Consider the following 11,426-nt stretch of genomic DNA (forward strand, 5'->3'; position numbering starts at 1 on the left):
AGGCACCCGCCGGCACCCGCCGCACCCGCTACGTCAGCGCAGTCCGCGCCCCGTGTCCAGTGCCTCCCGCGCCTGTGCGGCCAGACCGTCCGCGCCGCACGAGCGGGCCAGTGCCAGGCCCCGGTTGAGGTCCGCCACCGAGCGGGCGGCGATGCCGTACTCGACGCGGGCCGCGGCGTGTTCGTACTGGCAGGGCGAGGACTCCAGATAGGCGACGGCCTGGCCGGCCAGCCGGACCGCGCGCTGACCGGTCTCCAGGGCGGCGGCACAGCGCAGGGCCTCGCCGATGGCGGTGTCCGTGCCGAAGCGTTCGGCCTGCCGCCGGGCGTCGGCGGCGAGCCGGGCGGCCCGGGCCGGATCCTCGACCGCCAGCGCCCGGGCGAGATCGACGGTCCACGGGGCCAGTACCGGGTTGTGGCCGCCGCGCGCCTCGGCCGCCTTCTCGGCGGCCTCCAGTTCGTTAATGCCGTCCTTGGTATGTCCGGTGGCGAGCAGCAGGCGGCCCCGCACGGAGCGGGTGTCGGGCAGCACGATGGTCGACGGGTAGGGCGGGGCGAAGCCGTAGCGCCCGGCGACCGACCAGGCCTCCTCGACATGACCGCGGGCCAGCAGCGTGTCGATCAGTCCGCAGGTCGCCGACCAGTACAGGGGCAGGCCGCGGCCGACCCGCTCGGCCAGCCGCAGCGACTCGCGCAGGATGGTCTCGGCGTCCCGCAGCCGGCCCTGCCTGCGGTAGGCGAGGCCGAGGAACGCGTTGGCCAGGGCGAGGTGGCCACCGCTCCAGCCCGCGGTGGTGTAGGCGCGCAGGGCCTCGGCGAACAGGCTCTCGGCGCGGTCGAGCCGGTCGGCGTAGGCGTACGAACTGCCCAGCATCATCAGCAGTTCGACGCCCCACTCGGTGTCGGTCCAGCCGAGGCCCGGGGCGAGGCGGCCGTTGACGAGGGCGCGGTCGCCGAACTCGACGACCTCCTCGGCGTTCTCCCCGTGGGCCATCGCGTCGAAGGCGCGCAGGATGAGCAGGGCGCGCTCGGAGTTGTCGCGGCCGGTGCAGGTGCGGGCGAGTTCCGCGAGGCGCTCCGCGCGGCCCGGTGAGGCCGTCTCGCCGTGGATGCCGTCCCACATGTACTGCACGGCCTGCAACCGCATCCGGGAGGGGCCGGCCCGGTGCCGGGCGGCCTCCGCCTCGACGGTGCGTACGGCCTCCTCCAGTTGGTCGTTGTGGAGCAGTGCCTGGGAGAGGCGGAAGACGGCGTCGACACGTTCGGCGCCGCCGAGGCCGGGCATGCCGAGCGCGGCCCGCAGATGGCCGATGGTCCGGGCGGGCGCGGTCAGCAGGGCCGCGCAGCCGAGTTCGTAGAGCACGCGCGCGTGGACCTCGGGCCGGGGCGGTTCCAGCAGGGCGCGTTCCAGACAGCGCCGGGCCGCGTCCGGGGCGCCGACGGCGAGGTGTTCACGGGCGGCCTCGCGCAGCTGCTCGACGAGTTCCTCGTCGTCGTCCGGGTGGACCTGGAGCAGATGGCGCGCGGCGGCGGCCGCGCCCAGCCCCGAGTCGGTGACGACCTGGGCGGCGATGCCGTGCATGGCGGTGCGCAGGGCGTCCGGGATCGAGTTGTAGACGGCGGAGCCGATCAGCGGGTGGAGGAACTGGAGGTCGCCCTCCTCCGTCGGGCCCGCCGCGCGGTCGGGTTCGGTCAGGATGCGGGCGCTGCGCAGCAGTTCGGCGCAGCGCACGGCGTCGTCCCGGCGCATCGTGGCGAGCCGGGCCACCAGGTCGACGGAGATGCCGGTGCCGAGGATGGCCGCGGCCCAGGCGAACCGGGTGGCGTCGATACCCAGCTGTTCCAGCCGGGCGACGAGGCCGCCGCCGCGGGCCGAGCGGTTCAGGGCACGCAGCTCGCCGGCCGAGGACTCGGCGGGCTCCAGCTCGCTGTCCTGCACCTTGACCAGCAGTTCGATCGTCTCGTAGGGGTTGCCTCCGGTGACGGCCCACACCTCGCGGCAGAACGGGGCGTCGGCGTGCGGGCCGAGCGTGGCCCGGGTGAGACCGGCGACGGCGTCCGGGGTCAGCGCGCTGAGGCTGGTGACGGGGCCGCCCACCGCGGCGGCGACCGTGTCCAGCAGGCGGGCGCTCTCCCCGCTGACCTCGCCGGGCCGGCGGGCCACCACGACGAGGACGGACAGGTCGTCGAGGCGTTCGGCGAACGCGCTGAGCCAGCGCAGGGTCTCCTGGTCCGCCCAGTGGGCGTCGTCGACCAGCAGGACGAGCGGCCAGTCGCGCCTGGCGAGCCTGCGTACGGCGGCGACGAGACCGTCGCACACGCCCTGCGGGTCGGCGCGGCGCCCACCGGGGTCCGTTATGCCGAGGGCGGGGCCCGCGATGTCGTACCAGTCGCCGAGGTACTCCCTGGCCTCCTCCGGCAGCAGGGACACCAGGGCGGGCTGGAGCAGCTGGCGTACGACGTTGAAGGGGACGGACCTCAGGGTCTCGCCGCCGCGGGCGGACCAGACGGCGCAGCCACGGGCCTCGGCGATGCGACGGGTCTCGGCCAGCAGCGCGGTCTTGCCGAGTCCCGCCTCGCCCCGTAACACCAGCAGGCTGCCCGGGGACGAGCGGTCGGCGCACAGGGTGTCCACCGCTCGCACGAGGGCGGCGACTTCCCTGTCGCGCTCCCACAGGGGAGCCGAGGCGACCGCCGGGGGCCTGACCTCCGTCATCCCGCTACCTCCCCGAGTCGCCCGAACGACGTACAGATCTCGAGCGTAGCCGTACGGCCCGCGAAGCGGAGGCCGGTCCGGGTACCTGTTGCCGCGAAGGGTGACGGCTCACGCGCCCGGACGGCACGAAAGGCCTGCGGGGGCCGCCCGGAGCGTCAACGACCGTCGGCGGGCGGCCCCTTGACGTCGGGTTCACGCCAGTGGGGGCCTGGGTCACCGGGGGCGGAGCGACCGGCCCGCGGGAGCGGGCGGAAACCGGAGGGGGGTCCTCTCATCCCTCTTTCACCGATGCCTCATACGGTGGTGTCATGACGCAGGCGACTCCTCCCGGCTGGTATCCCGACCCCGGGCAGAAAAGTGACGGTCCCGCCACCGAACGCTGGTGGGACGGCAGGACGTGGACGGACCAGACCCGCCTCGCGGGCGAGGCCGCCGGATGGGGTCCCCCGACGCAGCCGTCGGGCGACGGGGCCTACTGGGGGACTTCGCCCTATCCGGTGTATCCGGCACAGCCCGGGGGCGGCCGGCGGCGCGGGCTGCGGACCGGCATAGCCGTCGCGGTCGCCGTCGCGGTGCTCGCGAGCATCGGTGTCGGCGTGTACGCGCTGACCAAGGACGACGGCGGCGACACCGGCGCTCGGCAGGGGCAGGGCGCCGACGGCGGACCCTTCGGCGAGTCGGGTGGCCAGGGCGGCCCCGGTGGTTCCGGCGGCTCGGACGGCCCCTCGCCGGCGCCCGACGGGTCGCAGGCTCCCAGGATCGAGAGCGGCTCGGTCACCGACGCGGTGAGCGGCATCAGCATCCCCATCCCGGACGGCTGGTACGGCCAGGAGAGCACGGTGGGCGCGACGGTCACGTCCAACGACTCCTACGACTGCCCCGGCGACACCTCCAAGCGGTGCACCAAGGGCGGCGCCTACTCGGCACCGGCCGCGGCGCTGGGCGTGGCCGGCACCACGGCCGAGGCCGTCGCCAAGGCGGACATCTCCGCGAGTGCCGAGGAGTCCTACGGCGGCGAGGCCTACGGGAAGATCACCTCGCACCAGGTGCTGGCCTCCAAGGCGGTCACGGTGGCCGGGCAGAAGGGCTACCTCGTCCGCTGGAAGGCGGTCACGAGCAAGGGGGCCGACGGCTACGTCGAGTCGCTGGCGTTCCCCGCACCGGCGAACCCCGCGCGGATCGTGGTGGTCCGCTTCGGCCTAGACACCGACCAGAAGCTGTCGGTGCTCGACGAGGTCACCAAGGGCATCAAGGTGGCGACCGGCAGCGGCAACGGCCAGGACGTCTGACCGACCCGGGTACACCGTCCGGCCAGTCATGGACATCGGCCGGCCCGGACACCCCGGGGATACCAGTCGGCCGGGTGGGGCGCCTCTCCGCTCAAGAGGAACCCCACCCGGCCGGGGGGTGCGCGCCGCCCCCGTCCCCACGGTGCGGCGCGAGCAGGTCACCGTCCAGTCATCCCGTGGACGGCGGCCTGGGTATCAGGTGAGGCCGAGTGCCGGCAGCACGGCGGCCTCCACGAACCGGAGAAGGTACTCCCCGCAGGCGTACTCGCCGGCCAGCACGGGACGTACCCGCAGGACGCCGAACATCATGGCCGGTACGTACTCCAGCGCCGGATGGTCGGCCGCGATCTCGCCTCGCTCCACGCCCCGCCGCAGGATCTTCTCCAGCGCGGCGATCTCGGGCTCCACCAGCGTCTCGCGCAGCGCCTGCTGAAGTTCCCGGTCCATCGTGACCGCGTGGCCGAGCGCCTGCAGGAGCCTGGTGTCCTTGCCGGACCAGTCGCCCGCGGCCCACGCCACCTCGCGCAGGTCGCCGGCGAGCGAGCCGGTGTCGATGCCCGTGTAGCGCCCCTGGCGGGTGGAGCGCAGCGCCGCCGCCACGAACTGGGGCTTCGTCTTCCACTGCCGGTAGAGCGTGGACTTGCTGCACCGGGTGCTGACCGCGACGCCCTCCATGGTGACGGAGTCGTAGCCGCACTGCCTGATCTGTTCGAGGACGGCGTCGAAGAACTCCTGCTCGCGCTCCCGCGTGAGTTTGGAGCGGCGCGAGGCGACGACCGTTTCCGGTTCGTCCGCGGCCTGCGACGTCATCGGCTCTCTTCTCCTCGCTGGTGTCCGACGGGCCCGCCGGGCCCTTCTCCAGTGTGGCGCATGTCAATCGATACGCCAGTGTACCGGTACTCCAACGTATCGGTACACTGGCGTATCGGTACGACGACGTATCGATTCCATACACATCCACGCGTACGCAGCCCACCACGAGCCCCACGGGCTCGCAGCACCAGCACACGCACCACCGTCAGCAAAGGGGCCGGGGGATGAATGCCCGTACCGAGCCTGCAGAGGCGGAGCCCGACGCGATAGCGCGGCCACCGCTCATCCGCGAGTTCCTGCTCGTCGCAGGACTCTTCCTCGTCTACAAGTTCGGCCGGCAACTGGCGACAGGCCATACCGGCGAGGCCTTCCACAACGCGCACCGCGTGTGGGACCTGGAACGAGCGGTCCATCTGCCCGGCGAGGGCTCCGTGCAGGGCGTCCTGCTGCACGGCGACGCGGCGGTACACCTCGCGAACACCTACTACGCGACGGTCCACTTCCCCGTCACCGTCGGCTTCCTGATCTGGCTCTACCTGCGCCGCCCCGCGCACTACGTCTGGGCCCGCCGGGTCCTGGCCGCGCTCACCGCGGCCGCCCTGGCGCTGCACCTCGCCTTCCCGCTGGCCCCGCCGCGGATGCTCACGGCGACGGGTCTCCTCGACACCGCGCGGCTGTACGGCCCGTCGGTGTACGGGCCGCCGGCCGACGACCACCTGTCGAACCAGTTCGCCGCGATGCCGTCGCTGCACTTCGGCTGGGCACTCATGGTGGCCATCGGCCTGATCGCCGCGACCCGCTCGCGCCTGCGCTGGCTGTGGCTGCTGCATCCGCTGGTCACCCTGCTGGTGATCGTCGGCACCGCGAACCACTACTGGCTGGACGCGCTCGCGGCCGGCGCCCTGCTCGGCATCGCGCTCGCGGTGATCCACCTGCCGCACCGCACGACCACCACCGCGGGACGCCGCCGCGGCACGCTCGTCCCGGCCGAGGAACTGCTCCCGGCCGGAGACCTCCTCCAGGCCAAGAGCCTCCTCCCGGCCGAGGCCGCCCTCACGCCGTCCGAGAAGCACGCGCTGGCAGGGGCGGGCCGGTGAACGCCACCCTGCTCTCCGTCGTCCTGTCGCTGTTCTCCGCCGTCGCCTACGCGGCCGCGGCCGTCGCCCAGGAACGCCTCGCCGCCCGCACCTCCGGTTCCGGCACGCTCCGGCTGCTGAGCACCGGCGCGTGGTGGAGTTCGGTCGCGCTCAACGCGGGCGCCGCCCTGCTGCACGTCGTGGCCCTCAAGTACGGCCCGCTCACCGTGGTGCAGCCGCTCGGCGCGCTCACCCTGGTCGCGGCGGTGCCGCTGGGCGCCCGCATCGCGGGACGCCGGGTCAGCCGGAACGAGTGGCGGGGCACCGCCTACACCCTGGCCGGACTGAGCGCGATCCTGGTCACGGCGTCCGGCGCCGCGCCCGACGAGGTCCTGAGCCTGCCCGAGGCGCTCTCGGTCGCCGCGGCGACGGCGGCGGCCATCGGCCTGCTGTCACGGCCGGGCGCCCGGCCCGGTCTGCGGCACGCCACCGCCTCCGGCTTCGCCTCCGGGGTCGCCTCGGCGCTCACCCAGACCGTGACGGTGGCCGCGACCGACCGCTCGGGCCCGGTGCTCAGCGTGCAGGTGATCGGGGTGGCACTGCTCGTCGCCGCGTTCGCCGCGGGTGGACTGCTGCTGTCGCAGACCGCCTACCGGGGCGGGCTGGGCGCGCCGCTGGCGGTGGTGACGCTCGCGAATCCGCTGGCCGCCGCCGTGATCGGCCTCGCGCTCCTGGGCGAACGTCTCCAGGGCGGGCCGGCGGGCGTCCTGCTCGCGCTGGCGGGGGCGGGACTCGCCTCGTGGGGTGTCGTCCTGCTGGCGCGCACGGCACCGGACCGGCCGGACCTGTCCGCTCCGGTCGACGAGGAACATCCGGTGGCCGCGGTGCTGGCCCTGGAGGCGGAAGCGGCATCGGCCACCGCGGCGCTGATCCCCAGGCAGCCGGACCCGGGACACCTCACACGGCTGTGAGCCGTCCGCGGGTGGGTGCGGGGGTGCCGGAGCACATGACGCGGCACCCCGCACGCCCCCGCATCCGGGCTGCGGCGTACGGCCTACGGGATCCCGCACCCCGTACGCGTACGGTGCACGAGGATCCCCCCGCGTCTCCGGCCCGGCCCCCCGCCGTCACCGGCGTCAGCCCAGACCCCGCGAGTCCTGCTTCAGGGCCGTGTCGACCGTCAGGGCCGTCGCCACCACGAGGCTCAGCAGCGGCTCGGGCAGCTGGTAGTGGATCTGGAGGACGTAGTTGTCCGCGGTCGTGAAGAGGGTCTTGGCGAGGCCCTCCCAGGTCTTGGTGATCCGGGCGACCTCGTTGTCCGCGTGGTCGACGATCGCGAAGTTCCAGGCCCGCCAGTTCTCCGCCTTGACGGCACCGACCTTCTGGCCGTTGGCGTTGATGGCGAAGTTGATCTTGCCGATCATGTTCTGCTGGACGATCTCGCCGACCGGCTGTCCGTCCGGACGCTGCACGACCACCCGTGACTTGAATATCTTGCGCGGGCGCGTGAGCAGCAGCACGGGCTGGCCGTAGGCGTCCCGGATCTCCAGCTTGTGCGTGAGGAACTGGTCGATGCTGGAGACGAAGCGCAGGATCTTCTTCAGCACGCCCTGGCCGACCTGGACGACCGAGCCGAGCGAGTTGCCGTTCTGATCCATGACCTTGTACTCGTTGGTCAGCTCGATCAGCTTGGCCTTCTGGTTCACCACCAGGACCGGCTCGGTGAACAGCGTGCCGCCGCCGGCGCCGCTCGCGGCGACGCCGGCTTCCTGCTGCACCTGCTGCTGCTGCACGCGCGGGTCGGGGCCGGCCTGCTGGTGCGGCACCTGCGGCGCCGGAGGGGTCTTACCGCCCGGCTGGTCCGCGTGGGTGTGCTGGGTCCACTGCGCGCCGTCCCAGTAACGGAGCGTCTGGGGCGCCCCCTGCGGATCGGGGTACCAGCCTGGAGGAGTGTTCGATTGCGTGGTCACCGGGGCACACTACCCTGCGCGTCCGGGGACCTGACCAGTCCCCAGGACGCGCTGTTCACCGGCCTTTTACAGCGGGTCATCGGGTGACGATGGCGGGGTCACTGACGCCGGGACAACCGTTCTCGACATGTCCGGCAAACCGGCGCAGGAAGGTCGCGTCGGCGCCGGACGTGACGGTCAGGTCGTACCAGCGCTTGCTCGCCGAGAGGTCGACGGTGTGCCGGACGGTGGCGCCGGGCCGCACCTTCAGACTCCGCGCCCTGCCGCCGTACCCGCTGGTCACCTTCAACTCCACCGTGACGGAACCCTTGTTGGTGACGATCAGTTCGATGTCGTCGCCGTGGTGCCGGGCGGTGACCTCGGGGCCGGCCGCACCCTTGCCGGGACCCTTGAAGGTGCGCAGGAAGCCGTTCGGGCCGTGCACCGTCAGGTCGTACGCGCCGGCCGAGTACGCGCTGTTCCAGGTGTCGGAGACGGTCTTGCCGGCCTCGGTGGTGTAGCTCCAGGGCCCGTCCGCGCGGTTGCCGGAGGTGACGAGGAAGGCCGCGCCGGCCCGGGCGCCGGAGGCGAAGGTGAGCGTGAACCTACCGGCCGCCGTGTCCGCGGCGCCGTCCACCGTCGGGACGTGGGCGAGCGCCCGGGTGGGCCGCCCGCCGGGCTCCTGTCCGGGCAGGGCGGGGTGGGCGGGCGGGGTGGGCACGTAGTCGGGGTGCCGGTCGCCGTCCGGGGGCCGGTAGCCGTCGGTGTCCGGCAGGACGACCGGCCTGGTGTCCTTGCGGGAGAAGTCGAACGCCGAGGTGAGGTCGCCGCAGACGGTGCGGCGCCAGGGCGAGATGTTCGGCTCGCGCACGCCGAAGCGGCGCTCCACGAACCGGATGATCGAGGTGTGGTCGAAGGTCTCGGAGCAGGCGTAACCGCCCTTGCTCCAGGGGGAGACGACGAGCATCGGCACCCGCTGACCGAGGCCGTACGGGCCCGCGACATGGCCGCTGTCACCCTTGAACACGTCCGGGCCGACGTCGACGGTGGACTTGCCCTGCGCGGCGGAGGCCGGCGGGAACGGCGGTACCAGGTGGTCGAAGAAGCCGTCGTTCTCGTCGTAGGTGATGAACAGGGCCGTCTTCGCCCAGACCGCCGGGTCGGCGGTGAGCGCGTCCAGGACCTGGGCGACGTACCAGGCGCCGTAGTTGGCGGGCCAGTTGGGGTGCTCGGTGAACGCCTCGGGGGCGGCGATCCAGGAGACCTGCGGCAGCTTTCCGCCCGTGACGTCGGCCCTGAGCTGGTCGAAGAAGCCCTCGCCCTTGCGGGCGTCGGTACCGGTGCGGGCCTTGTCGTAGAGGGGGTCGCCGGGCTTGGCGTCGCGGTACTGGTTGAAGTAGAGGAGCGAGTTGTCGCCGTAGTTGCCGCGGTAGGCGTCGGGGATCCAGCCCCAGCTGCCGGCGGCGTCGAGACCGTCGCCGACGTCCTGGTAGATCTTCCAGGAGACGCCCGCCTTCTCCAGACGTTCGGGGTAGGTCGTCCAGCCGTAGCCGGCCTCGTCGTTGCCGAGGACCGGCCCGCCGCCCTGGCCGTCGTTGCCGGTGTAACCGGTCCACATGTAGTAGCGGTTGGGGTCGGTGGAGCCGATGAAGGAGCAGTGGTAGGCGTCGCAGATGGTGAAGGCGTCGGCGAGCGCGTAGTGGAACGGGATGTCGTCACGGGTCAGGTAGGCCATCGTGGTCGCCGACTTGGACGGCACCCACTTGTCGTACCTGCCCCCGGCGAAGGCCGCGTGTCCGTCGTTCCAGCCGTGCGGGAGGTCCTGGAGGAACGCCATGCCCAGGTCGTCGGCATCAGGATGGAAGGGCAGCACGTCCTTCGTGCCGTCGGACTGGCGCCAGACCGTGCGGCCGGGCGTGGGCGAGGCCGGGTGCGGGTCGCCGAAGCCGCGGACGCCGCGCAGCGAACCGAAGTAGTGGTCGAAGGAGCGGTTCTCCTGCATCAGCACCACGATGTGCTCGACGTCCTGGATGGACCCCGTGCGGTGGTTGGCCGGGAGCGCGGCGGCACGCTCGATGCTGCTCGACAGGGCCGCGAACGCCGTGGTGGCTCCCGCGAGTTGGAGGAAGCGGCGCCGGTTGACCTCGGACATGGGTGAGCGACCTCTCTCGTCGTGGTGCGCCAGTTGCCGGTGCGTGACGGATGCGCGCAAGGAGTGTTCCAAGGGCATCGAACGACAAGGAAGGGTCGGGTGGCGTCGATGTGAAAGTCACCCGTACGCGAGATGCGCGGGGCGCGGGGCGCGGGGCCCGTCAGCGGGCTTGGAGATCGACCTTCCGCAGATCCCCCACCTCGTGGGCGACTTCGACTTCGCCCTCAACAAGCAGGTCCGCCGGCCCAGGTCCGCCCCGCGGTTCGGGCCGCGCGACTCCGGCCGAAAAGGGCTGGCGCGGCAAGGGATTTCCCCGTCGCGTCCGTCGTTCTCATTCTCATGAGTCGCACGCGTCACGGTTATTCACTTTCATCCCTTATCCCTGTAATAAAACACCCCTCCCGTTCTGAGCACTTTATCCTTTAAACTTACTGATATCACGCCAAGAAGCGCGCTGGGGGCGCGCGTGTGGGGGAGCTGATTGCCGTGCGCCGTAGACCGTTTCTCGCCGCCCTGCTGGGCTGTGCCGTTCTTGTCCTCTCGCTGATCCTGTCGGCGGCACCGGCCGGCGCCGCCGACCCGGCCGCACCGTACGCCGAACTGTCCCCCGCCTCGGGTCGGGTGGTGCCCGGCGGCGCCCCGCTGAGCGTCGACGCGCTGTTCCACAACACGCTGGACACCGACATCGCGGACAGCTTCATCGTCGCCGTCGGCCTGCGACTGGCCCCGCCCGCCGCGGCGCTGACGCCCGAACAGGTCACCGTGGAATGGTTCGACTCGGCCGCGTCCGTCTGGCGCGCGGTGGAACTGGCCCCGAGCGAGACCGCGTTGACCGGATACCTCAGCACGGACGCCGGCCTGCCGTCCGTGGGCTCGCTCCCGGCGGGCGGCACCGCCCGGATCGCCCTGCGCGTCTCGCTGGCCGCCGCGGTACCGGCCGCGACCACCCTTCAGTTCGTCACCCAGGGACTCATCCAGCCGTTCCCGGGCATCGACCCGGTGCTCCTGATGGACGGCAAGGCCTCCTACTCCGTCGTCGCCGAGGCCTCGCCCACCACGTCGGCGAGCGCCACCCAGACCGTGCCCGCGAGCGGGACGGCGACGCCGAGCGGCAGCGCGTCCGGCTCCCCCACACCGTCCGCCTCCACCACGTCCGCCGCGCCGACGCTTTCCGCCGCGCCCGTCCCCTCGCCGATGTCCGGCGGCACGCAGGGCGACCAACTCGCCGACACCGGAACTCCCGGCCTGACCGCCGTCGCCGCCGTGGCCTCGTTCGTGTGCGCGGCCGGCATCGCGCTCGCGGTGGCCCGGCGCCCGCGCGGCAGCCGACGGGGCTGACCTCCGCGCCCGGGGCCGTCCAGCACCTCGGCGCCGGGCCCGCCCGGCCCGAGGCACCGGCCGCCGGGCACCCCGGCCACGCATCCCGGGCCGT

8 protein-coding genes are annotated in these 11,426 nt (G+C 72.8%); 4 read left to right on the forward strand and 4 right to left on the reverse strand.

The features are described 5' to 3' along the window. Window positions 1-33 precede the first annotated feature (33 nt). Window positions 34-2,715, reverse strand: coding sequence for an ATP-binding protein (locus ACWCQK_RS01715; RefSeq protein WP_451150712.1), 2,682 nt, complete (start codon window positions 2,713-2,715; stop codon window positions 34-36). Window positions 2,716-3,023: 308 nt separating this feature from the next. On the opposite strand from ACWCQK_RS01715, the gene ACWCQK_RS01720 reads away from it, so the two are divergent. Next, complete coding sequence (locus ACWCQK_RS01720; RefSeq protein WP_451150714.1) at window positions 3,024-4,004, forward strand: DUF2510 domain-containing protein; 981 nt, start codon at window positions 3,024-3,026, stop codon at window positions 4,002-4,004. Window positions 4,005-4,199: 195 nt separating this feature from the next. Here ACWCQK_RS01720 and ACWCQK_RS01725 read toward each other — a convergent pair whose 3' ends face one another. After that, window positions 4,200-4,814: a TetR/AcrR family transcriptional regulator C-terminal ligand-binding domain-containing protein gene (locus tag ACWCQK_RS01725; RefSeq protein WP_451150716.1), complete on the reverse strand. Its 615-nt coding sequence runs from the start codon at window positions 4,812-4,814 to the stop codon at window positions 4,200-4,202. Window positions 4,815-5,041: 227 nt separating this feature from the next. On the opposite strand from ACWCQK_RS01725, the gene ACWCQK_RS01730 reads away from it, so the two are divergent. After that, on the forward strand, window positions 5,042-5,914 hold the full coding sequence (locus tag ACWCQK_RS01730; RefSeq protein ID WP_451150718.1) for a phosphatase PAP2 family protein: 873 nt from the start codon (window positions 5,042-5,044) through the stop codon (window positions 5,912-5,914). Then, complete coding sequence (locus ACWCQK_RS01735) at window positions 5,911-6,864, forward strand: hypothetical protein (RefSeq protein ID WP_451150720.1); 954 nt, start codon at window positions 5,911-5,913, stop codon at window positions 6,862-6,864. Before ACWCQK_RS01730 ends, ACWCQK_RS01735 begins: the two co-directional genes overlap by 4 nt. Window positions 6,865-7,029: 165 nt before the next feature. Here ACWCQK_RS01735 and ACWCQK_RS01740 read toward each other — a convergent pair whose 3' ends face one another. Together ACWCQK_RS01740 and ACWCQK_RS01745 are read right to left on the reverse strand one after the other, a co-directional pair. After that, complete coding sequence (locus ACWCQK_RS01740; RefSeq protein ID WP_451150722.1) at window positions 7,030-7,863, reverse strand: phospholipid scramblase-related protein; 834 nt, start codon at window positions 7,861-7,863, stop codon at window positions 7,030-7,032. Window positions 7,864-7,939: 76 nt separating this feature from the next. After that, window positions 7,940-9,994, reverse strand: a complete 2,055-nt coding sequence (locus tag ACWCQK_RS01745; RefSeq protein ID WP_451150724.1) for a phosphocholine-specific phospholipase C — start codon at window positions 9,992-9,994, stop codon at window positions 7,940-7,942. 486 nt (window positions 9,995-10,480) lie between these two features. Between ACWCQK_RS01745 and ACWCQK_RS01750 the strand changes: the two genes are divergently transcribed. Continuing rightward, on the forward strand, window positions 10,481-11,332 hold the full coding sequence (locus tag ACWCQK_RS01750) for a hypothetical protein (protein ID WP_451150726.1): 852 nt from the start codon (window positions 10,481-10,483) through the stop codon (window positions 11,330-11,332). Window positions 11,333-11,426: the final 94 nt, after the last annotated feature.

Source organism: Streptomyces sp. NPDC002306 (assembly GCF_053593435.1).

Excerpts from the sequence above, each read along its gene's own strand:
- ACWCQK_RS01715 (WP_451150712.1), bottom strand. The coding sequence starts at position 2,715 with ATGACGGAGGTCAGGCCCCCGGCGGTCGCCTCGGCTCCCCTGTGGGAG.
- ACWCQK_RS01720 (WP_451150714.1), top strand. The coding sequence starts at position 3,024 with ATGACGCAGGCGACTCCTCCCGGCTGGTATCCCGACCCCGGGCAGAAA.
- ACWCQK_RS01725 (WP_451150716.1), bottom strand. The coding sequence starts at position 4,814 with ATGACGTCGCAGGCCGCGGACGAACCGGAAACGGTCGTCGCCTCGCGC.
- ACWCQK_RS01730 (WP_451150718.1), top strand. The coding sequence starts at position 5,042 with ATGAATGCCCGTACCGAGCCTGCAGAGGCGGAGCCCGACGCGATAGCG.
- ACWCQK_RS01745 (WP_451150724.1), bottom strand. The coding sequence starts at position 9,994 with ATGTCCGAGGTCAACCGGCGCCGCTTCCTCCAACTCGCGGGAGCCACC.